Raw genomic sequence first — 23,608 nt, forward strand, 5'->3', positions numbered from 1 at the left:
GGTGGTGACAGCTTTATGTCAGTAGGAAAAAATAAATTTTAAAAATGTCTATTGACAAGCGGTTGTCACTTACTGTATGTTACTTTGTATAAAGTATAGTTATTATGTTGAAGCTAAAATTTAAAAAATACTTCAGCCTGAAATCCTATCTTTGGGAAATATGTTAGCATTATGAGTTTAGACACGGTAAAACGTTTTGATAGAATTGTGGCAATACTTATTCAGTTACAATCTAAACGTATAGTAAAAGCACAAGAATTGGCTGATAGATTTGAGGTAAGCTTACGTACCATTTATCGTGATATACGAACGCTTGAAGCATCAGGTGTGCCTATAATAAGTGAGGCTGGTGTTGGTTATTCAATAATGGAAGGGTACCGTTTGCCTCCTGTTATGTTTACTAGAGAAGAAGTAGGAAGTTTTGTGGCTGCCGAAAAACTAATGCAGAAGTTTGTAGATAAATCACTAGGGAATTACTACGAATCTGCCATGATGAAATTAAAATCAGTGTTGCGTGGTCGTGAAAAAGATTGGATTTCTGCCTTAGAATCACAAATATTGGTGGATCCTACAAATAAATTATTCAACGATAGTTTACCAAATGCACTTGAAACATTATTTGAAAGTATTGCAGAAAAAAGACAGGTGTTTTTAAAATATCAGGCGGTAAATAGAGAAACACCTTCTGAGCGTTTTGTGGAACCTGTGGGGATTTATCACGAATCAGGGTTTTGGTATGTATTGGCTTTTTGCCATTTAAGAAGCGACTACAGGCAGTTTAGAACCGATAGAATGCTAGCGATAAAATCAACTCAACATAATTTTACTAGAGAACATATTACGTTAGATGAATACCGAAGCCAGTATGAAAACACACCAAAAACAAAAGTTGTTATTTCTGTTGATAAAAGCGTGGTGCGATATATTAACAATAGTAAAATGCAACACGGTTTTGTCTCTGAAAAAGTAAAAGGAAACCAAGTGGAAATGACATTCATGACATCTTATGTTGAACACAGTTTTTCAAGATGGTATATTGTGTTTTCAGATTATGCTAAAATCATTGAACCTGAAAGTTTAAAACTTCAGGTAAAAGAGATTTTAGCAAAGGCAATTACTAAACTTTAATGCGCCTCTAACCAATTAGCTCCTGTATCTATTTCAACATCTAACGGAACGCTCATTTTAAAGGCGTTTTCCATTTCCTGTTTAATAATCGGTTTAATAATATCTAATTCATCTTTATGTGCATCAAATACCAATTCATCGTGTACTTGTAGTAACATTTTCGACTTGAAGTTTTCTTGCTCAAATCGCTTGTAAATATTAATCATGGCAAGTTTAATGATGTCGGCAGCAGAACCCTGAATAGGAGCGTTTACCGCATTCCTTTCTGCAGCACCACGAACAATAGCATTACGAGAATTGATGTCTTTTAAATAACGGCGACGATGTAAAACAGTTTCCACATATCCGTGTTCACGAGCAAAATCTACCTGCTTAGAAATATAATTTCGTAGTTTCGGATAGGTTGCATAATAGGTGTCAATCAACTCTTTTGCTTCTTTACGAGACAAATCGGTTTGATTACTCAATCCGAAAGCAGAAACTCCATAAATAATTCCGAAGTTTACAGTTTTAGCATTGCTACGTTGCTCGCGGGTTACTTCCTCAATAGGAACATTAAATACTTTTGCAGCAGTAGAAGCGTGAATGTCTTCACCATGTTGAAAGGCTTTAATCATGGTTTCTTCCTCACTTAAAGCAGCGATAATTCGTAATTCAATTTGACTGTAATCAGCCGCTAGCAATACATAGTCTTCATTTCTCGGAATAAAAGCTTTACGTACTTCTTGTCCACGTTTTGTACGGATAGGAATGTTCTGTAAGTTTGGATTGTTAGAACTTAAGCGTCCTGTAGCTGCTACAGCCTGAGCGTATACAGTGTGTACTCTCCCAGTTTTAGGGTTAATTTCATTAGGAAGTGCATCAACATAAGTGCTTTGTAGTTTTTTATACTGACGATATTCTAAAATATCAGCAACTATTTGATGATCTTTCGCTAAATAAGAAAGCACATCTTCTGCTGTAGAATACTGCCCTGTTTTAGTCTTTTTAGGTTTGTCAACCAGTTTTAACTTGTCAAATAGAATAGGTCCTAATTGCTTTGGAGATGCAATGTTAAATTCTTCACCGGCTTGTTCGTATATGTTTTGCTCAAGTTGTGAGATGTCTTTAGATAAGGCTTTCGAAAGTGTTTTTAAGAAGTCAGTATCTAAATTAATACCTTCAATTTCCATAGCTGTTAGTACAGAAACTAATGGTGTTTCTACTTCGTTGAATAACTTGGTAACATTACCACTTTCCAACTCTTTAGAAAAGTGCTCTTTTAATTGATAGGTGATGTCTGCATCTTCAACTGCATATTCGGTTTGTTTTGGTAACTCAACTTGTCGCATTGAAAGTTGATTTTTACCTTTCTTACCAATCAATTCTGTAATAGAAACAGGTTGGTAATTTAAGTAGGTTTCAGCAAGTACATCCATATTATGACGCATATCAGGATTGATAAGGTAATGCGCAATCATGGTATCAAACAACTTCCCTTTTACAGGCATGTTGTAATTTGACAATACTTTGATATCGTATTTTAAATTATGACCAATTTTCTCAATGATTTCAGCTTCAAAAAATGGACGAAATTCTTCTAAGATAACTTTTGTTTGTTCTTGATCTTCTGGAAATGAAACATAATAGCCTTTACCAGCTTCCCATGAAAAAGCAATTCCAATTAGCTCAACTTCTAAGGCTTTTAATCCAGTTGTTTCAGTATCAAAACACACAGAATTTTGTTGCATTAATTTCTCTAACAATAATTTTCTTGAAAGAGGTGTTTCTATTAATTGATAGAAATGATTCGTATTTTCAATGGTTTTAAAACCGTTAATATTTGTGTCTTTAGTAGCGCTTCCACTACCAGGAGTTGCAAATAAATCAAATTGACCTGCAGCACTAGTCTTTGTTGTTTTAGGTATTTCTACTGCAGCAGTAGTTTCTTCAGAAGGAGCAAATGTTTTTAAGAAGTTTTCCGTTAAACGACGAAATTCTAATTCAGTAAAAATTTCTTTAGTAGCTTCAATATTGGGTTGCTCAAAAACCAATTTATCCAATTCTAACTCAACAGGAACATCTAGCATAATGGTTGCTAGTTTTTTAGAAAGCAAGCCTAATTCTTGATTAGCTTCTACCTTTTCTCTCATTTTTCCTTTTAAATCATGGGTGTTTTCAAACAAACCTTCCATACTACCATAAGCAGCAAGAAATTTCTTGGCTGTTTTTTCACCAACACCAGGTAATCCAGGGATATTATCAACAGAATCACCCATCATTCCTAAAAAGTCAATTACTTGTAACGGGTTTTCCACACCAAACTTAGTTTTCACTTCTTCAACACCCCATTTTTCATATCCATTTCCCATACGAGGTGGGCGGTACATAAAAATATTATCAGAAACCAGTTGAGCAAAATCTTTATCAGGCGTTACCATGTAGGTGTGTAGCCCTTCTTTCTCAGCTTTTTTAGCCAGCGTACCAATAATATCATCGGCTTCGTATCCTTCTTTTACAATGGCAGGTATGTTCATGGCTCCTAATATTTTTTCAATGTAAGGAACGGCTAAACGAATGGCTTCAGGTGTTTCTTGTCGGTTTGCTTTATAATCTTCAAAAGCTTCAACGCGGTCAGTACTTCCTCCTTTGTCGAAACAAACGGCTAAATAATCTGGCTTTTCACGCTTTATTACATCTAGTAAAGAGTTGGTAAACCCCATAATAGCTGAGGTGTCTAACCCTTTAGAGTTGATACGTGGGTTTTTAATAAAGGCATAATATCCTCTAAAAATTAAAGCATACGCGTCGAGTAAAAAAAGTCGTTTTTGATTTGCCATGTTAAGTCTTAAGCCTATTGAAATAAAATGTTGATATCGATTTGTTTACAGAAAAAGTAGAAAAACTATCGTTTCTATGAACTTTGGAGGTAAAGCTACAAAACTTTAACAAGATGTTAAAAATCAATTTTAAGAATCGCAGTATCTTTGTTTCTCCTTAAAAATGAAATAGATGTCTCGTTGGTTAGTAACAGTTATTATAATATCCGCAATAATTATTGTATTTGAAGCATATGCTTTTCAAGCAATAAAAACGCTTACAAGAAGTAAAATTATTCGTTATGGATGGTTGTTAATTGGGGTATTAGCTTACATACACTTTTTTTATGTAATTTTTGGTTACGATAGAAGTTCTGGGCAAACAAGAGAGTTTCAATGGGCAATGGGAATGCTTTTACTTGTTTTAGTTCCTAAGGTGGTGATTTTTTTATTAATGTTTGGAGAAGATGTGGTTAGATGGTCTCAAAAAGGAATCTCATTTTTGTTTAAAGAAGAAACCAAAGACTTGGTTGGTAGAAGAGCTTTCATATCAAAACTAGCTTTAGGACTGGCAGCACTACCGTTTGCAAGTATGTTGTATGGTATTTTTAAAGGAAAATACAATTACAAAGTGCTTAAATACCAGTTAAGTTTTAAAGATTTACCAGAAGCTTTTGATGGTTTTACTATATCTCACATTACTGATATTCACTCAGGAAGTTTTGATAATAAAGAAAAAATTAAATATGGAGTAGATTTAATTAACGAGCAAAAATCTGACATGATTTTATTTACGGGAGATATTGTAAATAATTTTGCACACGAAATGGATGATTGGATTTCTGTTTTTTCAAAGTTAGAGGCACCTGTTGGAAAATACTCAGTATTAGGTAATCATGATTATGGAGATTATTCTGATTGGAAAACTCCAGAAGATAAAAAAGCAAATTTCAAAGCAGTAAAAGATATTCATCCAAAAATAGGATTTGAATTATTATTAAATGAGCATAAATACATTGAAAAAGACGGACAAAAAATAGCATTGATTGGAGTAGAGAACTGGGGAAAGGGCTTTAATAAAGCAGGAGATCTTAAAAAAGCATCAGAAGGGGTAAGTAAAGATGATTTTAAAATTTTACTGTCCCACGACCCAAGTCATTGGGAATATAAAATAAAACAAGACGATTTTAATTATCATTTAACTTTAAGCGGACATACGCATGGTTTACAATTTGGGATTGAAATTCCTGGTTGGATAAAATGGAGCCCATCAAAATATGTTTATAAACAATGGGCAGGGTTATATAAAGAGTTTAATAGGTACATCAATGTGAATAGAGGGTTTGGTTACCATGCCTTTCCTGGTAGAGTAGGGATTTGGCCTGAAATTACCGTAATTGAGCTAAAAAAAGCTTGATTTTTCAGTATTTTTAAGATTATCATAATAACTACCTAACAAAAAATTAGTAATTTTAGGCACTTTACTGATAAAACTTATGCAAAAGATGACAAAGTTTGGTGAAATTATAAGCATTAACAAACCTGTGTTAATCGATTTTTATGCAGATTGGAGTGAACTAGAACCTAGTTTAGATACACTTCGTGATGTAGCTGCTGCATTAGGAGACAAAGCCAAGGTGATTAAAATAGATATTAACAAGAATGAAATTCTTGCAGATGCCTTACGTGTTAAAGGAAATCCAACTTTTATGATTTATAAAAATGGAGAGATGAAATGGCGCCAAACTGGAGAGCAAGACGCTAATACGTTAATAGGCTTAGTTCAGCAGTTTGTTTAAGAAATTGCCTTAAACTTATAACCTTGTAACGAAAATTCTTCTAGAACTTTTGGAAGCACATAATATAACTTGTCGCTAGCCTTTATACTATCGTGAAAAACGATAATACTCCCATTTTCTACATTTCTGAGTACATTTTGTAAACATTTTTCTTTAGTAATAGTCGGGTCAAAATCTGCTGACAATACATCCCACATAATAATTTTATAACCATTAGCAAGAAGTTGTTTGGCTTGTTTTCTTTTTATTTTTCCGTAAGGAGGGCGAAATAGTTTTGTTTTTTGATGCGATAATAAGTTTTCGCATTTGTTTATGTTGTTAATATAAGTTGTATTGCTGTTTTTCCAGCCGTTTAAATGATTAAAAGTGTGGTTTCCTACCGAATGTCCTTCATTAACAATTCTTGAAAAAACAGCGGGGTATTTTCGAATATTATCACCAATACAAAAAAAAGTAGCTTTTGCATTGAATAGGTGAAGTTGGTCAAGTACAAATTCTGTTACTTTTGGAATAGGTCCATCATCAAAGGTTAGAAATATTTCTTTTTGAGTAGAAAAAAAAGACCACGTATATTTAGCGAATAAACGTTTAAGTATACGTGGTGTCTTTATAAAATATAACCTCATTAAATTAAGGCTTAATAGTATCGAGTTCTTGTGGAAGCTCAGGCTCTTCTTCAGGCATTAAATGACTAAATAGACGAGCATGTGTTATATAATCTTCAAAAAACTTTTTACCATAATCTTCATCTTTGTCATATCGAGTAATTTGCTGAACTAAGTTTTGATACATGTACAGAGTTGTTTCTAAATTATCGATGATTAAATCAATGTCCTGAGTATTAAATGTGCTATAATACTTTAACTTCTGTTGGAAAATATCAGCTAAGGTTTCGGCAGTTTCTCTAGCTTTATTAATATCACCAATACGATAATACAATTCTGGATAGCCTAAAGAGAAATTGTAGTGATCAAAATCTTTAATAGGCATTTTGTGTAACGATAAATCTAACACGTCTTTTGCATTTACAGAATCTCCTTTTTGTAAGAATTCTTCAGATAAACGAATTAAGTTATTACGTAATGAAATTGCGTTACGCTTACTTTGCTCATCTAGGTAAATTTCTCCGTTATTGATTGTTTTCCAATCCCATTTTTTAACATTGTTATACATTTTTTCAGGATCTATGCGTCCCATGTCAAAAATTGTTCGCCCTTTATTAGATGTTTTTATAGGTACTAATTTGTACGCCATTCCATCTAATTGTAAGTAGTCTTTTAGCCAAATGTATTCTTCATCAGCATTTGCACCACCAGTAAAGTAAATAGGTCGCTTCCAGTCGAAATTATTTAAAATATCTAGCATTAAAAGTCTTGCTTTTGATAAACCTCTATCATCAACAGTAATGTCAATATAATCTACCATTTTATCAGCATCTTTTTGTGCTACTAATCCAGTTTTTAAAGCATTTTCTTTGTTAACAGGAATACGAATTCTGTTGGTTGGATAAAATTTTTCCTTAGCGCCATCTCCTGCGTCTAAATAAGTAGCATCATTATCACTAGCTATCCAACGCATAAAATCTTTTATATTAAGTAAAGAATCTTTTAACTGTGGAAGTGGGTAGTAGTATGCCATATCCAAGGTTCCATACTTGTACTGATCGTGTGTTAACTGTGATGGAATAGGCTCAGCATCGTAGGTTTTCTTTTTCATTTGATCGATGTACCAATCTGTTTGAAAAAGACTTGTATTTACTATTTTAATATCTCTACGTACACCTTCTACTTGCTGCATATACCAAAGAGGAAACGTATCGTTGTCTCCAATAGTAAAGATAATCGCATTCGGGTCACAACTTTCTAGATAGGTTTGTGCATTTAGCTGTGCTAAATAACGGTCAGCTCTATCGTGATCATCCCAATTTTGGAAGCCCATTAACGTAGGAACAGCTAGTAATGATACTACTGAAACAGCAATAGCAATTACCTTTTTAGGAGCATACTTTTTAAAGTAATCATAAAGGGCAAGTACTCCAAAACCAACCCAAATAGCAAAGACATAAAAGGAACCAACTACCGCATAATCACGTTCACGAGGTTCAAAAGGTTTAGGGTTGGTGTAAAATATAATAGCTAATCCTGTGAATAAAAAGAACAGTGTTAGCACATAAAAATTCTTCTTATCTCTATTGAGTTGATATAACAAACCAATAAGCCCTAAAATAAAAGGCAAAAAGAAGTAGGTGTTACGTCCCTTGTTGTTTTTAACATCATCTGGTAAATTTTGTTGAGAGCCTAAGCGAGCTTCATCAATAAAATTAATACCGCTTAACCAGTTTCCATTTTCAATGTCTAAATGTCCTTGAATATCGTTTTGGCGACCTACAAAATTCCACATAAAATAACGCCCGTACATATATCCAAATTGAAAATCGACCATGAATTTTATGTTTTCTAAAAACGTTGGACGTCTTTTACTTCGAGCAGGAATTCCAGCAATACTTTTGTATTGTTGTTCAGAAGCAGGATTTACCATACGAGGAATAAACCCTTTGTGTTTGCTTGAGTAATTAGGAAGTACATTTTTGTACCTGTTTACAATAACATACTTGCCATCTATTTTTTCGTACTTAGGTTTATCGTCTTTATAAGGATTGTCGGCATCTTGTTCTCTATCATAAGCTACAGAATAGTAATTATCATAAAAAACATTTGCATCACCATATTGTTCACGATTGTAGTATGCTAGTAGTTCACGCGCACTTGATGGGTTGTTCTCGTTAATAATGGTATCAGCATTCGCACGTATTGGTAACATTAACCAAGACGAGAAACCAATCATTATGAATAATACTGAAAGTACTAAAGTGTTTGCAGTAACTAAGTTCTTTTTACGTGTATATTTTAATCCGTAAAAGAATAAAGCTATTAAAACAATTCCAGCTATAATAGTTCCTGAATTATAAGGTAGTCCTACTTGGTTGATAAAGAATAACTCAGCAACACTAAAGAATTTTAAAGTGAAAGGGAATAAAAACTTAAACACAAACGCTAAAACTAGTATTGCAACTAGCGTAGCAATTGCCGTTGTTTTTATGTTGATGTCTTTATATGTTTTGAAGAAATATACCAAAACGATTGATGGAATTACTAATAAAGAAAGTATATGAACTCCAAAAGATAGTCCAACTACAAAGCTAATTAATACCAACCATTTATTTCCCCTAGGAGTATTTAATTCACTTTCCCATCGTAACCCTAACCAAAATAGTAGCGCCATTAAGAAAGAAGACATAGCATACACTTCCCCTTCAACAGCACTAAACCAAAAACTATCTGAAAAAGTATATGCTAAAGCACCTACTAATCCGCTTCCTAATACAGCAATAGCTTCATTATAACCTAACTTTCCATTTTTTATAGCCATTCTTCTAGCTAAATTGGTAATTGTCCAAAACATGAAAAGGATAGTAAAAGTACTTGCCAATCCAGACATGAAGTTGACCATTTTTGCCAACTGACTAGGATCACTAGTAAACATAGCGAAAAAAGCACCCAACATTTGAAATAAAGGAGCCCCAGGAGGGTGTCCAACTTCTAAATTTACAGCAGTTGCGATGTATTCTCCACAATCCCATGAACTCACTGTGGGTTCAAGAGTTAAGGTATAAGTGATTAACGCTACTGCAAACGAAACCCATCCTAAAATGATGTTCCACTTTTTATAGTTAAACTCAGTCATAGTTTTTTATCTAGATATAAAGTACGAATGTATTAATTACTAATGATTTTTTCGTTGAAAACAAAAATATAATTTTAACAGTTTCTCTAAAATAGCGACTCATATAAAGTTCTGTTAAATGAAATTTTAGAGGTTAAAAAAGAAGTGAACGAAAAAAAGTGTAAAAAATTTGCTAAAATATAATTTTGTCTTATATTTGCACCCGCAATAAGCAATTGGCCTATGGTGTAATGGTAACACACCGGTTTTTGGTACCGATATTCAAGGTTCGAGTCCTTGTAGGCCAACAAAATCCTTACGAACTTCGTGAGGATTTTTTTTATAAAAAGTGTTTAATGATTTCTAAATATAAAACTTTGTTTTTATATTTGCACTGTAAACATTGGCCCATGGTGTAATGGTAACACACCGGTTTTTGGTACCGATATTCAAGGTTCGAGTCCTTGTGGGCCAACTAAAAAGTCTTAACTGAATAAGTTAAGGCTTTTTTGTTTGTAACAAATTCATGCAGTAGTCGTCTTCAATTAAAACACTATTATTATGAAACGAATAGCAACCATCTTTTTCTGCTTTTTTGTGTTAAGTTCTTTTGCACAAAAAGAAAACTTTAAAACATTTTACCAATCTAATAAAGATAGAGCCGAGGTATCTTTAAATATTCCTAGTTTTTTTGCCAATATGTTCATCTCTGATGAAGATACTGATGAGTTTGGGGTCTTCTTAAAGAAATCTAAAAATTATAAAATCATGGTGTTCAATAACAACATGGCTTCAGTACAAAAAGATTTTAAAAAATTTGCACGAAGAAATAAATTGAAAACTTTAGTAAGAGTTAAGGATGGCAACGAAAGAGTTACAGTGTATTTTAGAGAAACAAAAGACCGTATTAAAGAAATTATTGTAAACGTTCATGATAAAAGTGACGAAATGGTGTTGTTAGGAATTAAAACCAATCTTACCATGGATGAGTTATCCGCTATGGTTGAGGCTTCTACAAAAAATAAAAGCATAGCTTCAAATTAAAAAGACTTCTATGTTCCCTATGCGTAGTCGAAGGGAAGTATATAACTTATAAGAAACTCCGACTGTAAAATGTCGGAGTTTTCTTGTTTTTTACCCCACAAGTTCTTTCAAACTTTCCACCACTTTTTACTGTTTCCAATAAAAATTTGGTTGTCAACAATAAAAACTGGGCGTTTTAAAAATGTATATTCATCTAAAATATACTGTTTGTAATCAGCTTCCGTTAAATTTTGATTCTTTAAATCCATTTCTCGATACAGTTTAGCACGTTTATTAAATAAACTTTCGTAGCTGTCTGTTAACTCGCGCATTGATTCCAGCTGAGCAACTGTAATTGGGTTGGTTTTTATTTCTTGCTTTTCAAATCCGTCAATATTTACTTCTTTTAAAATTCTTCGACAAGTATCACAAGTTTGTAAAAAATAAACTTTTTTCATCTGTTTACGTTTTTTATTGTATTGGCTATAGTTTAGTTTTAACCATTAAATAACAAACACTCATTGTAGGTTTTCATGGCTAAATAGGTATCTTTGAAATAGCTAAAATAACTAGAAAAATGAACAAACAATTTGAAGTTTTAAAAAAATCGAGAGCGTTAGTTTTAAAAAGAATAGAAGGTTTATCGCATGAACAATTACATATAATTCCAGAAGGATTTAATAACAATATTGCTTGGAATGTAGCACACTTAGTGGTTACACAGCAACTATTGCATTATAAAATGTCTGGATTGGATTGCTTAGCACCTGATGAGTTAATTGAAGGATACAGAAAAGGAACATTTCCTACCAAAGATTTTACTGAAGAAGAATTTGAAGAAGTAAAAGAACTGTTAATTGGATTACCAGATACTTTAGAAGAAGATTTTGAAGCAGGAATTTTTAAAACGTATGAAGAATACGAAACAAGCACAGGTTTTGTGATAGATTCTTTTGAAAGTGCTGTAGCTTTTAATAATTTACACGAAGGTATGCACCTAGGAATTATCATGAACTTGAGTAAGTTAGTTTAGTTCTCTAATAATATAATGTTGATTTAAAGTAAGGCAACTATAAATGTTAACAGATGAAATTCAATACGAAAACCATACATGGAGGTCAAAAACCTGAAGAAGCTACAGGTGCAGTAATGCCTCCTATCTTTCAAACATCCACTTATGCACAGTCGAGTCCGGGTGTGAACAAAGGGTATGCGTACTCACGTTCAGCGAATCCCACACGTACTGCTTTAGAGAATGCGCTTGCTGCTCTTGAAAACGGAACACACGGATTTGCTTTTTCTTCTGGTTTATCGGCGATAGATTGTGTATTGAGAACGTTGAATCCAGGTGATGAGGTCATTGCAGGAGATGATATTTACGGAGGAACGTATCGAATGTTTACCAACATGTTTGAAAAATACGGATTGCAATTTCGGTATGTGGATATGAATGAGGTTACGAATGTAACCAATGCTATTTCTGAAAAAACAAAACTCATTTGGATAGAAACACCGACCAATCCGCTAATGAAAATTGCGGATATTGAGGAAGTCTCAAAAGTAGTAAAAGCAAAGAATAAAGATATTCTAGTAGCTGTTGATAACACGTTTGCAACCTCTTATTTACAGCGTCCGCTAGATTTGGGAGTTGATATAGTGATGCATTCGGCAACAAAATATTTAGGAGGACATTCTGATTTGGTGATGGGAGCTTTAATGGTAAAGGATGCTAAACTTGCAGAACAATTACATTTTATTCAGTTTGCAGCAGGAGCTATTGCAGGACCTATGGATTCGTTTTTAGCACTGCGTGGAGTAAAAACCTTGCATTTACGTATGCAGCGTCACTGTGAAAATGGAAAAGCAGTGGCACAATATTTATCAGCACATCCAAAAGTAAGTGAAGTCTTTTATCCAGGATTAGAAAAACATCCAAATCACGAAATCGCCAAAAAACAAATGGATGATTTTGGAGGCATGGTTTCTTTCCGTTTAAAAGATGAAAGTAAACAAGCAGCTTTAACTTTTTTAGAAAATACTAAAATTTTCACCTTGGCTGAATCGTTAGGTGGTGTAGAAAGCTTGGTAAGTCACCCAGTAACCATGACACACGCATCCATTCCTGAAGAAGAACGTTTGAAAATAGGAATTACCGACTCTTTAATTCGTTTGAGTGTTGGAGTAGAAGATATCGATGATTTACTAGCTGATTTAGAGCAAGCACTTTCTAAATAAAAAAGACAACCAAGAATAAAAATGAAAAAAACCGAAGCTTTGATGCTTCGGTTTTTTTATCCTTTCAAGGATAAAATATACCGTTCAGTATATTTTATATATATTTGTATCTCAAACTTTTTTGAAAAATGTCTAAATCAGAAAGAACAAAGGCTTTTATAATAGAAACAGTAGCTCCTATTTTTAATAAGAATGGTTATGCAGCCATGAGTTTATCTAAAATTACTGAGGCTACAGGTTTGACTAAAGGAGCCATTTATGGGCATTTTGAAAATAAAGAAGAGTTAGCCATAGAATCGTTTAAGTTTTCAATAAGAAAAGTACTAAAAGATCTTAATGAAACTGTTAATAAAGGTGAGAAACCTATAGAAATGTTACTTAATGTGGCACTTTTTTATGAAGGTTATTATGAATACAATAAGCAATTTGGCGGTTGCCCTATTTTAAACATCGGTGTAGATGCTAACAATCAAAATAAGGTAATTGCTCAACTGGTTCAATCGTATAATTACAGAATTTTAGAGAAATTTTCTCTACTCATTGAAAAAGCAAAAGAAGCTAATGAAATTAAAAAATCAGTAGATAGTATGTTGTACGCTAAACGCTTTTTTTACATGATTGAAGGAGCGGTGTATATGACACATATTATGAAAGATGACAGTTACTTAAAGGATGTATCTACAGTATTACAACAAATTATAAAACAAGAATTACAGAAATAACTATTTTTTTAATCAAAAATATACCGTTTGGTATATTTTAAACTTAATACCATGGAAATACCAAAAATTTTAGAAAGTAAAACAAAAATCAGATTTCAAGATTGTGACCCTTTTAATCATTTAAATAATGCATCCTATTTCAATTATCTTATCAATGCTAGAGAAGATCAATTAATAGCTAATTATAATTTGGATATCTACCAACACGGAAAAGAGCGAGGAAAGAGCTGGGTGGTAGGTTCACATCAAATAGCTTATTTAAAACCAGCAACCTTAATGGAAACAGTAACGATAGATTCTCAGTTAATTCATTATGGAGAAAGAAATTTGTTAGTTGAAATACGCATGTGGAATGAAGATAAGACAGAATTGAAAGCAATACTTTGGAGCTCTTTTGTGTATTTTGATTTGATAAAATTATCAACAGCAAAACACTCAGAAGATTTATTAGAGTTGTTTGAAAATGCTGTTCTACCAATAGAACAAACTAGTTTTGAAGAAAGAACAAAAAGTTTTCGATATCAAAAAGTGTCATAATAAAAAAGACCTGCATTTTGCAGGTCTTTTTTTATTTATTACAAAAGCTAAAATTATTTAGCTTCAGCATATCTTCTTTCTACCTCGTTCCAGTTGATTACTTTAAAGAAAGCTTCAATGTAATCAGGACGACGGTTTTGGTAGTTTAAGTAATAAGCGTGTTCCCAAACGTCTAATCCTAAGATAGGAGTTCCACCACAAGTAACACCAGGCATTAATGGGTTGTCTTGGTTAGGAGTAGAGCAAACTTCTACTTTACCTCCTTTGTGTACACATAACCAAGCCCATCCTGAACCAAATTGTGTAGCAGCTGCCTTAGAAAAAGCATCGATAAACGCTTCTTTTGAACCAAACTCAGCTTCGATAGCATCTTTTAATTCTCCAGATAAATATCCTCTATCTTCTGGGTTCATTACTGTCCAAAATAAAGAATGGTTATAAAAACCACCACCATTATTACGAACACCAGCGTTGTTCATATCTAAGTTAGTTAAAATATCTTCGATAGATTTTCCTTCTAAATCAGTACCTTCAATAGCAGCATTTAATTTAGTAGTATATCCGTTGTGGTGCTTGCTATGGTGAATTTCCATAGTTCTAGCATCTATATGTGGTTCTAAAGCGTCGTAAGCGTATCCTAATTCTGGTAAGTTAAAAGCCATAATTATTTGTTTTTTAATAGATTAATTTTTTCGTTTTTCCGAATGTAAATTTAACCCAAAAAAATAAGGCAAACAACTGTTTGCCTTATGGATAATTTATTTGAGTATAAATAATAACTATTATTTAGTATACTGGTTTATCATCAGATGAAAATTTAGTCATAAACTCTTCCGCTTTTTCAACCATTTGTATACTTCCACAATAAAAAGGTACACGTTGGTGTAGTTCGGTTGGTTTAATATCTAAAATACGAGTAAACCCATCAGAAGCTTTACCTCCTGCTTGCTCACAAATAAAAGCCATAGGATTACATTCGTACAATAAACGTAACTTTCCTTTAGGTGTTATGGCAGTAGCTGGGTAAATATATACACCACCTTTAATCATGTTTCTATGGAAATCTGAAACTAACGACCCAATATAACGTGCTGTGTATGGGCGATTATCTGCTTCATTTAATTCTTTACAGTGAATTAAGAAGCGCTTCATCCCCTCTTGGAAATGTGTGAAATACCCTTCGCTTACTGAGTAAATTCTACCAATTTCTGGATAACTCATGTTAGGGTGCGATAAGTAAAAAGTACCAATAGCAGGATTTAACGTAAATCCATTCACTCCATTACCAGTAGTAAACACTAACATGGTTGAGGTACCGTAAGCTACATACCCAGCAGCTACTTGTTCACTACCTTTTTGTAAAAAGTCTTCTTTAGTTACAGGGGTTCCAACAGGAGAAATTCTTCTGTAAATAGAAAAAATAGTTCCTACAGAAACGTTTACATCAATGTTAGATGACCCATCTAAAGGATCCATTAACAACACATATTTATTTTCGTTGGCTTTGTTTTGACCTTCAACTACAACAAAGTCGTCTTCTTCTTCACTAGCAATACCACAAACAATCTCACGATTGATTAATGTTTGTTTAAATAAATCGTTGGCTAAAACATCTAGTTTTTGTTGTGCTTCACCTTGTACATTAATGTCACCAGCAGCTCCAGTAATATCAACCAATCCAGCTTTTCTAATTTCGTGGTTTACTACTTTAGCAGCTAAACGGATAGAATTTATTAAACGAGATAATTCACCAGAAGAATATTTAAAGTCTTTTTGTTTGCTGATGATAAACTCACCCAGCGTCATATGCTTGTTACTCATGTCAAATTTTTGTGTTGTGCGTACAAAGATGCCAACTTTTATTTAGTATTTTAAAATTTTCAACAAAAAAATATGATGTGTTTTAATTTTTCATTTGTTTTATCAGAAAGTTTTAAGAGAAGTATCTTTACCCAAAAAAGTAAGAAATGAGTTTTATTATCAGACCAGGAGAGCAAAAAGATGCTCAAGCTATATTAGATTTAATCGTCGAATTAGCTGTTTTTGAGAAGGAACCCAACGCGGTTAAAATTACGGTAGAAGACATTATTAAAGATGGTTTTTCTGAAAAACCGAAGTTTAAAACCTTTGTAGCTGAAGAAGATAATAAGATTATAGGTATGGCGTTGTTTTATGAACGCTATTCTACATGGAAAGGAAAAGCAATTCACTTAGAAGATCTAATGGTAACGCAATCTAAAAGAGGTATTGGAGCAGGAAAAGCATTGTATAGTGCTGTTATGAATTATGCACATAAAAACAATTGTAAAAGAGTGGCGTGGGAAGTATTAGATTGGAATACAGGGGCTGTTGATTTTTACAAAAGTACAGGCGCAACGGTATATGATGAGTGGAGAGTATGTCATATGAATGAACAAAGCTTAGAACAATTTTGTAATGAGAATATTTAAGTTTGGAGGAGCATCGGTAAAAGATGCGAATGGAGTAAAAAATGTTGCAAAAGTATTGCAACATGAAGGTACAGAAAATACGTTGGTTGTAATTTCTGCCATGGGAAAAATGACCAACGCTTTTGAGCAGGTGGTTAATGATTATTTCTATAAAAAAGAAAGTCTTAAAGATTCTTTGAGTTTTGTAGAAGGCTTTCATCAAAATATGTTGAACAATTTGTTCAGCACAAACCATGAAGTATATAATAAAGTAAATCATTTATTTGGTGAATTGAGTGGTTTCATGGCTCGAAACACTTCTAAAGATTATAATTATGTGTATGATCAAATGGTTGGTTTTGGAGAGTTTTTATCTACTACTATTGTAAGTGCTTATTTGTCTGAAATAGGAGTAGAGAACCAATGGTTAGATGTAAGAGAGTACATAAAAACTGACGGTACTTATCGTGATGCTAAAATTAATTGGGAGCAGACACAACAACAAATTCAAGAAAAAGTTGATGTGTCTAAACTAAATATTACACAAGGATTTTTAGGAGGATTTGGTACAGAAACAACAACGTTAGGAAGAGAAGGTTCCGATTATACCGCAGGTATTTTTGCCTATTGTTTGGATGCTGATAGTGTTACTATTTGGAAAGATGTACAAGGAGTATTAAATGCAGACCCTAGAGTGTTTTCAGAAACAGCTTTGTTACAAGAAATTTCGTATACTGAAGCTATTGAAATGGCTTTTTATGGAGCCTCGGTAATTCACCCAAAAACAATTCAACCTTTAGAACAAAAGAACATCCCATTATATGTGCGTTCGTTTGAAGATGTTACAAAATTAGGAACATGTGTTGGGAGAGGGAAAAAAATAACACCAGAAGTTCCTTGTTTTATCGTAAAGAAAAATCAAATTTTAGTAGCAATTTCAGCAAAAGATTTCTCTTTTATGGTAGAAGATAATATTAGTGATGTTTTTAAGAAGTTACACGACTATAATTTAAAAGTAAACTTAATTCAAAATTCAGCGATCAGTTTTTCTGTTTGTATAGAAGATAAGTACAATAATTTTGAGAATTTTTACAACGATTTAAAAGGGGCTTATAGAATAAGAGCTTATAAGGATACTACTTTATACACAATTCGTCATTTTAATGATGAAGCGATAAAAACGATAAGAAAACGAGGAAAATCAATCATTCGTCAAATAAATACTGAAACTGCACAGTTAGTGATTCAAGAAAACATGTAAAGCTTGCAAAAAATCGATTATATTTGCAGTTATGTCAATTGATAACTATGTATGGGATTAGTAACACCTAAAGAAGTTGCAAAAGCAATAGGAGCCGACAAGTTCGGCGTTTTCGGAACGTTTTCAGGTTGGTTGCTGATGAAAGTTTTGCGAATTTCTACCGCCAATGAAATTTATAACAAGCACAAGCACAAAAAAGATTTACCTTTTTTAAATGGTTTGCTTGATGAGTTTCAAATAGAGTTTGAAATTCCTGAAGAAGATTTAAAACGTATTCCTAAGGAAGGACCTTTTATAACAATTTCTAACCATCCGCTTGGAGGGATAGATGGTATTTTATTATTAAAACTCTTATTAGAGCATAGAACTGATTACAAGATTATAGCAAATTTTTTACTGCATAGAATAGAGCCTTTAAAGCCTTATGTAATGCCAGTAAATCCTTTTGAGAATCATAAGGATGCCAAATCGAGTGTAGCAGGAATTAAAAATGCCTTATTACATTTAAGAGAAGGAAAGCCGTTAGGACTTTTTCCAGCAGGAGAAGTATCTACGTATCGTGATGGAAAATTAATGGTTGATAAAGAATGGGAGCAAGGGGCTGTACGCTTGATAAAAAAAGCGAAAGTACCTGTTATTCCTATTTACTTTCACGCTAAAAATAGTCAGTTGTTTTACACATTGTCTAAGATTAGTGATACGCTAAGAACTGCAAAGCTTCCGTCAGAATTATTATCTCAGAAAAACAGAGTTATTAAAGTAAGAATTGGTAAGCCTATATCAGTTAAAGATCAAGATTCATTTACTGAAATACCTGATTTTTACCAGTTTTTACGTAGAAAAACGTATATGTTGGCGAATCCGTATGAGAAAGCATCTCCGAAAATATTGTCAACACACAATTTAAAAATTCCGAAGAAAGCTAAAAAAATCACTTCTCAAAAATCACCAGAGTTATTTGTAAAAGAAGTTGACGCTTTACGAGAAAAGGGAAGTAGATTATTACAGAGTAAGAACTACGAGGTATTTTTTGCTAGTGCAAAAGAAATACCAAATATTTTACATGAAATAGGTCGTTTACGTGAAATTACCTTTAGAGAAGTAGGAGAAGGAACAAATAAACCTATTGATTTAGATAGGTTTGATAAATATTACCACCACTTATTTTTATGGGATGACCAACAAAACAGATTGGTTGGAGCCTATAGAATGGGCTTAGGAAAAGATATTTTTAAGAAACACGGAATAAATGGTTTTTATATTCAAACATTATTTAGAATAGAGCCAGAATTATACCCTATGATGGAAAAAACCATTGAAATGGGACGTGCCTTTATTATTAAAGAATATCAACAAAAACCAATGCCATTATTTTTATTGTGGAAAGGGATTGTACATGTTACATTACGTTACCCAGAACATAAATATTTAATGGGAGGAGTAAGCATAAGTAATCAGTTTTCTGAATTCTCAAAATCGTTAATGATTGAGTTTATGAAATCTCATTATTACGATCCGTATGTGGCACAATACATTCGTCCGAAGAAAGAATTTAAAGTAAAATTAAAAGATGCTGATAAAGACTTTGTGTTTGATGCTACTGAGGCAGACATGCAAAAGTTTGATAAAATTATTGACGAGCTTGAGCCAGGAGAATTACGTATTCCGGTATTAATTAAAAAGTATGTGAAGCAAAATGCTCGTTTAGTTGCATTTAATGTAGATCCGAAGTTTAATAACGCTATTGATGGGTTAATGTATATAAAGGTAGCAGATATACCAGAAAGCACTGTAAAACCTGTTATGGAAGAATTTCAAGAAGAATTAGAACGTCGCGCAGCAGAGAATTTAAATAAGTAGAGGCCAAGTTAAAAATAGCATAAACTAAAAAAGCATCGTACTATTCAGTAGTACGATGCTTTTTTAGTTTATGTAAAAGATAATTACTGTTATTTCATAAATTTACTAACTTCTCTTACAATATCGTTTCCGTTAGCAAATAATAATAAGGCAATTAATAAGATAAATCCTGTAATTTGAGCATATTCTAAGAACTTATCACCTGGTTTTTTACCTGTAATCATTTCCCATAAAGTAAACACCACGTGACCACCGTCTAGAGCAGGAATTGGTAGTAAATTCATAAATCCTAACATGATAGATAAGAATGCTGTAATGTTCCAAAATGCTTGCCAGTTAAACTCTGAAGGAAATATACTTCCAATAGAAATAAACCCACCTAAACCTTTGTAAGCACCTGTACTAGGATTTAAAATCTTTTTCATTTGCTTAATATAGTTGGTTAAGGTTGTCCATGCTTTTTTGGTACCAGCTGGAATAGCCTCTCCAAAAGAATAGGTTCTTTCAGCTAAATTGTAATACCCTAGTTTTTCTAAATCTGTTAAAGGTAAGCTTGTAGCATAAATTCCTAGTTTTCCTTCGTCAGAAACTTTAGCAGGAATAGTAATGTTTTGGCTATTTCGTTTAACAGTAACATTTATTTCCTGTCCTTTTTTACTTTCTAAAATTACTTGAACTTGATCAAAATAAGGAGTAGAAACGCCATCAATAGCGGTTATAATATCTTTCTTTTGTAACTCACTTTTACTATTTGGAGAGTCTTCAGGAACTTGTCCAATTACAAAAGGTTGCCTGTACATTATAAAAGCTCCAGCATCTTTGCCTCTATCAACTAATTTCGAGATAAAATCTGTAGGAATTTCTTTTTCAAGAACAGTTCCGTTTCTTTCTATTGTGTAATTAGTACCATTGATGAACTCTAAAGGAAGCTCTCCAAACTTCTCAATTTTTTGTCCGTCAATAGTTAAGATTTTATCTCCAGTTTCTAAACCTAAATCTTTTCCTAATTGATCTTGAACCCAAACACCATCTTTTAAGCTTTCATTCGGTAAGTATTTCTCACCATAAGCCCACATTAAACAGATGTAAATTAAAATACCAAGTATGAAGTTTACAATAACACCACCTAACATAATAATTAAACGTTGCCATGCAGGTTTAGAACGAAATTCCCAAGGTTGCGCAGGTTTTTGCATTTGTTCAGTATCCATGCTCTCATCAATCATTCCCGCAATCTTTACATAACCTCCTAACGGAATCCAACCAATACCATAAACAGTTTCTCCTACTTTCTTTTTAAATAAAGAGAATTTATAATCGAAAAACAGATAGAATTTTTCTACTCGGGTTTTGAATAATTTGGCAGGAATAAAGTGTCCTAATTCGTGCAAAACGATTAAGAGCGATAAGCTTAAAATAAACTGTGATGCTTTTATTAAAATCTCCATAAATGGTGTTCGTCTAAATTTAAAATCTGACAAATGTACGTTTTTAACAACAGTTGTAAAAGTTTGCACGTAAGTTAGCCTTTGGTTTTAACAAAGTTTTTAGGATAGTGGTTTATAAACGCTGTTTTTAGTCGTATTTTTGTAGAAAATTTTAGTACTGTGGATATTAAATTCTTTAAAAAATCAAAAAGCACCTTAATTTTTATTTTAGTTTTTTGTGCTATTGGAGTTCCTGTTTTTTATCATTTGGTAAAAGTTGATAACAAATTACCTATTTATAACCCTGCTGATATTAACCCTAAATTGGTGGATGCTTCTGTAAGAAACAGAACAAAAAACCATAGAGTAGGTGAGTTTTCCTTAATTAACCAGAATGGAGATACGATTACGAATGCTGATTATAAAGGAAAGATTTATATAGCCGATTTCTTTTTTACCCGTTGTCAAACTATTTGTATTGCGATGGCATATAATATGAGTGAGTTGCAAGAGCATTATAAAAATGATGACGACATCATGTTTTTATCACACTCCGTGACTCCAGTAATGGATAGCGTTCCACAATTACGAAAGTACGCTACTGAAAAAGGGGTGATTGATGGAAAATGGAATGTAACTACAGGAAAGAAGAAACATATTTACAACTTAGCACGTAAACACTATTTTGCTGTATTGGATGAAGGTGATGGCGGAGAAAGTGATTGGGTTCACACAGAGAATTTTGTGTTAATTGATAAAGAAGGACGCATAAGAGGTTCGTATGATGGAACTAAAAAAGAAAATATGCAGAAAATTATTGATGATATTACACTGCTTAAAGAAGAGTATAAAAAGTAATTTGTAGAGGAGGTTTCTACAAAAGACACATATGAGTTGAAAAAAAGACCTTGATGTTTTTACAAAAACATCAAGGTCTTTTGGTTAAAACGTCTTGATGAGTTTTACTTCCTATTTCCATCCCCATCAAAGTTCTTATTTATTTCTTGTTCGGTTTTAACAACAGATACGGCTAATGATAATAACATAATTGCCATAGGTTGCCATGTTAATTCTTTTGATATAAAGGCTAAAACCAACGCAGCAACCAAAGAAACTGCTGAATACTTCATAAACTCTTTGGTGAAAAAAGCATTAGCAAATTGCCAAATAGTATCATTTTTCATAGTTTTATTAGTACGATACCCATAAATAGCATTGATTTTTTTAGGAGGGAAAAAATGAAAAATAATACTGAATAAAAAAAGCAATCCGTTTATAGAAAGCACATAATAAAATGGATTCATGGTTTAATTTTTAATAGAATTTATAATTCCTTTTAACAAGGTATTTACGTCTGCGTTTTTGGTAAGTCCTGTACGAACTACAACCAAATCTTGACTAGGCAAAATAAATACATTTTGACCTTTATATCCGTTAAAAGAAAACATATTTTTTGGAGCATCAGGATAACGCCCACCAGCATTTAACCAAATTTGTGCCCCATACCAACCATCAGAAGTTGGAGTAGGCGTTGTAGCGTAGTTTACCCAGTCTTTATCAAACAAATGTTCTCCGTTCCACTCTCCGTTATGTAAGTATAACAAACCAAGTTTAGCCCAATCTCTTGCCGTTGCCCAGGCGTATGAAGAGCCTACAAAGTGGTTACTCATATCCGTTTCAACAATCATTGAGTTCATGCCTATTTTATCAATCAAACCACTATACCAAAAATCAAGATACTCTTGGTGTGTGTTGAATTTTGTTCGTAAAATACCCGATAACAAATTAGACGTTCCAGAAGAATAATTCCAAGTTTCGTTTGGTTTTCCTACCAATGGTTTGCTTACTTGAACTTTGGTCATGTCTTTTTCTAGAAAAAGCATCTTGGTAGCGTCTGAAATACTATTATAATCTTCGTTCCATTCCAAACCGGAATTCATTTGTAATAAATTATGAATCGTAATGTTTTTTCGATCGTCATTTTCCCATTCAGAAAATAAATTATCTTCTTGAACATTAATTTTTCCTTGACATTTTAAAATCCCGAACAATGTTCCTGTAATACTTTTGGTCATAGACCAACCTAACTGTTTTGATTCTTTGGTAAAACCAGTATCATATTTTTCAAAAATAATTTTGTCTTTATATACCACTACTACCGAGCGTGTTTGATTTCTATCATTAAAAATAGTATCAATAGTTTCGTTTAGTTTTGTATAATCAATATTAGCGAAAATAGTGTCTTTATGATCTGCGTTTCCATAAGGGAAAGGAGTGATATTGTCAGGTTCAGAACGTTTTGGAGTAAGTTGAGGTTTGGAGATATCAAAATCATCAGTAACCAAAACAGCACCAAGACCTTTTCTGTATACAGCTTTTCTTTTTAGCAATCCGTACACTGAACCTGTAGCTGACTTTTCTTCTGTATTAATTTGATCAGAAGTAATATTTATGGGAGAAAAATTGTTGTCATTTGTATCTGTAAAAGCTAAACTTCTTCCTGCCAAAAATACTGATGAAGCGGTATTTTTAGCGGAGTATCCTGCCAAAATATTTAACTTCGGATAGTTGTAAAAAACAGCAATTGTTAAAGCAATTAAAACGAGTAAAAGAATTCTTTTTAAATTTTTCATGGAATGGGTTTCTAGCAAATGTAAGAATTTAAT

At 32.8% G+C, this 23,608-nt stretch carries 21 protein-coding genes and 2 tRNA genes; 14 read left to right on the top strand and 9 right to left on the bottom strand.

Annotated elements, in window-relative coordinates; translation table 11 throughout:
* Positions 1–171: 171 nt before the first annotated feature.
* The gene (locus ACXIHB_RS11200) at positions 172–1,128 is read left to right on the top strand and encodes a helix-turn-helix transcriptional regulator (RefSeq protein WP_349265586.1); all 957 of its coding nucleotides are present in this window, start codon (positions 172–174) and stop codon (positions 1,126–1,128) included.
* On the opposite strand, the gene polA is transcribed toward ACXIHB_RS11200, so the two are convergent.
* Positions 1,125–3,947, bottom strand: a complete 2,823-nt coding sequence (gene polA, locus ACXIHB_RS11205) for a DNA polymerase I (protein ID WP_462098267.1) — start codon at positions 3,945–3,947, stop codon at positions 1,125–1,127. The genes ACXIHB_RS11200 and polA overlap by 4 nt on opposite strands.
* Before the next feature lie 172 nt (positions 3,948–4,119).
* Between polA and ACXIHB_RS11210 the strand changes: the two genes are divergently transcribed.
* Both ACXIHB_RS11210 and ACXIHB_RS11215 read left to right on the top strand, forming a co-directional pair.
* Positions 4,120–5,343, top strand: a complete 1,224-nt coding sequence (locus tag ACXIHB_RS11210; protein ID WP_073182443.1) for a metallophosphoesterase — start codon at positions 4,120–4,122, stop codon at positions 5,341–5,343.
* Between the two features lie 88 nt (positions 5,344–5,431).
* Positions 5,432–5,725, top strand: coding sequence for a thioredoxin family protein (locus ACXIHB_RS11215; protein WP_047788184.1), 294 nt, complete (start codon positions 5,432–5,434; stop codon positions 5,723–5,725).
* On the opposite strand, the gene ACXIHB_RS11220 is transcribed toward ACXIHB_RS11215, so the two are convergent.
* Positions 5,722–6,351, bottom strand: a complete 630-nt coding sequence (locus ACXIHB_RS11220; protein WP_239178388.1) for a polysaccharide deacetylase family protein — start codon at positions 6,349–6,351, stop codon at positions 5,722–5,724. The genes ACXIHB_RS11215 and ACXIHB_RS11220 overlap by 4 nt on opposite strands.
* A 4-nt stretch (positions 6,352–6,355) precedes the next feature.
* Positions 6,356–9,469 (bottom strand): glycosyltransferase family 117 protein, encoded by a 3,114-nt coding sequence (locus ACXIHB_RS11225; protein WP_462098268.1) that lies wholly within the window; start codon positions 9,467–9,469, stop codon positions 6,356–6,358.
* Positions 9,470–9,685: 216 nt separating this feature from the next.
* Between ACXIHB_RS11225 and ACXIHB_RS11230 the strand changes: the two genes are divergently transcribed.
* The 3 genes from ACXIHB_RS11230 to ACXIHB_RS11240 all read left to right on the top strand — a co-directional run bounded on the left by ACXIHB_RS11230 (position 9,686) and on the right by ACXIHB_RS11240 (position 10,492).
* Positions 9,686–9,756: transfer RNA gene (locus tag ACXIHB_RS11230), tRNA-Gln, on the top strand.
* A 96-nt stretch (positions 9,757–9,852) separates the two neighbouring features.
* Positions 9,853–9,923: transfer RNA gene (locus ACXIHB_RS11235), tRNA-Gln, on the top strand.
* Between the two features lie 86 nt (positions 9,924–10,009).
* The gene (locus tag ACXIHB_RS11240) at positions 10,010–10,492 is read left to right on the top strand and encodes a DUF4252 domain-containing protein (protein WP_125344031.1); all 483 of its coding nucleotides are present in this window, start codon (positions 10,010–10,012) and stop codon (positions 10,490–10,492) included.
* 107 nt (positions 10,493–10,599) lie between these two features.
* On the opposite strand, the gene ACXIHB_RS11245 is transcribed toward ACXIHB_RS11240, so the two are convergent.
* Entirely contained in the window at positions 10,600–10,929 is a 330-nt protein-coding gene (locus tag ACXIHB_RS11245; RefSeq protein ID WP_462098269.1) for an arsenate reductase family protein, read from the bottom strand.
* A gap of 119 nt (positions 10,930–11,048) precedes the next feature.
* On the opposite strand from ACXIHB_RS11245, the gene ACXIHB_RS11250 reads away from it, so the two are divergent.
* The 4 genes from ACXIHB_RS11250 to ACXIHB_RS11265 all read left to right on the top strand — a co-directional run bounded on the left by ACXIHB_RS11250 (position 11,049) and on the right by ACXIHB_RS11265 (position 13,965).
* Entirely contained in the window at positions 11,049–11,504 is a 456-nt protein-coding gene (locus ACXIHB_RS11250; protein ID WP_349265793.1) for a DinB family protein, read from the top strand.
* A gap of 53 nt (positions 11,505–11,557) precedes the next feature.
* Positions 11,558–12,706, top strand: coding sequence for a cystathionine gamma-synthase (locus tag ACXIHB_RS11255; protein ID WP_437823598.1), 1,149 nt, complete (start codon positions 11,558–11,560; stop codon positions 12,704–12,706).
* Positions 12,707–12,834: 128 nt separating this feature from the next.
* Positions 12,835–13,428: a TetR/AcrR family transcriptional regulator gene (locus tag ACXIHB_RS11260; protein ID WP_159610751.1), complete on the top strand. Its 594-nt coding sequence runs from the start codon at positions 12,835–12,837 to the stop codon at positions 13,426–13,428.
* 51 nt (positions 13,429–13,479) lie between these two features.
* Complete coding sequence (locus tag ACXIHB_RS11265) at positions 13,480–13,965, top strand: acyl-CoA thioesterase (protein WP_125066472.1); 486 nt, start codon at positions 13,480–13,482, stop codon at positions 13,963–13,965.
* A gap of 53 nt (positions 13,966–14,018) precedes the next feature.
* On the opposite strand, the gene ACXIHB_RS11270 is transcribed toward ACXIHB_RS11265, so the two are convergent.
* Positions 14,019–14,627, bottom strand: coding sequence for a superoxide dismutase (locus tag ACXIHB_RS11270; RefSeq protein WP_159488917.1), 609 nt, complete (start codon positions 14,625–14,627; stop codon positions 14,019–14,021).
* Between the two features lie 124 nt (positions 14,628–14,751).
* Positions 14,752–15,786: a class 1 fructose-bisphosphatase gene (gene fbp / locus ACXIHB_RS11275; protein WP_047788195.1), complete on the bottom strand. Its 1,035-nt coding sequence runs from the start codon at positions 15,784–15,786 to the stop codon at positions 14,752–14,754.
* Positions 15,787–15,932: 146 nt separating this feature from the next.
* Here fbp and ACXIHB_RS11280 point away from each other — a divergent pair, with 146 nt between their 5' ends.
* From ACXIHB_RS11280 to ACXIHB_RS11290, 3 genes are read left to right on the top strand one after another with little or no spacing between them, the layout of a single operon-like run.
* On the top strand, positions 15,933–16,415 hold the full coding sequence (locus ACXIHB_RS11280) for a GNAT family N-acetyltransferase (protein ID WP_073182454.1): 483 nt from the start codon (positions 15,933–15,935) through the stop codon (positions 16,413–16,415).
* Complete coding sequence (locus tag ACXIHB_RS11285; RefSeq protein WP_159610757.1) at positions 16,402–17,655, top strand: aspartate kinase; 1,254 nt, start codon at positions 16,402–16,404, stop codon at positions 17,653–17,655. The genes ACXIHB_RS11280 and ACXIHB_RS11285 overlap by 14 nt, the downstream gene beginning before the upstream one ends.
* Before the next feature lie 51 nt (positions 17,656–17,706).
* Positions 17,707–19,515 (top strand): GNAT family N-acyltransferase, encoded by a 1,809-nt coding sequence (locus ACXIHB_RS11290; RefSeq protein ID WP_047788198.1) that lies wholly within the window; start codon positions 17,707–17,709, stop codon positions 19,513–19,515.
* A gap of 89 nt (positions 19,516–19,604) precedes the next feature.
* Here ACXIHB_RS11290 and rseP read toward each other — a convergent pair whose 3' ends face one another.
* Positions 19,605–20,963, bottom strand: coding sequence for an RIP metalloprotease RseP (gene rseP, locus ACXIHB_RS11295; RefSeq protein ID WP_462099339.1), 1,359 nt, complete (start codon positions 20,961–20,963; stop codon positions 19,605–19,607).
* A gap of 159 nt (positions 20,964–21,122) precedes the next feature.
* Here rseP and ACXIHB_RS11300 point away from each other — a divergent pair, with 159 nt between their 5' ends.
* A complete protein-coding gene (locus tag ACXIHB_RS11300; protein WP_159488925.1) occupies positions 21,123–21,800 on the top strand; it encodes an SCO family protein in 678 nt (225 codons plus the stop codon).
* A gap of 104 nt (positions 21,801–21,904) precedes the next feature.
* Here the strand turns inward: ACXIHB_RS11300 and ACXIHB_RS11305 are convergent, their stop codons facing one another.
* The gene (locus tag ACXIHB_RS11305) at positions 21,905–22,246 is read right to left on the bottom strand and encodes an SdpI family protein (protein ID WP_047788201.1); all 342 of its coding nucleotides are present in this window, start codon (positions 22,244–22,246) and stop codon (positions 21,905–21,907) included.
* Between the two features lie 3 nt (positions 22,247–22,249).
* The gene (locus ACXIHB_RS11310; protein ID WP_462098270.1) at positions 22,250–23,575 is read right to left on the bottom strand and encodes a serine hydrolase domain-containing protein; all 1,326 of its coding nucleotides are present in this window, start codon (positions 23,573–23,575) and stop codon (positions 22,250–22,252) included.
* Between the last annotated feature and the right edge of the window lie 33 nt (positions 23,576–23,608).

It is taken from the genome of Tenacibaculum sp. IMCC1, assembly GCF_054906355.1.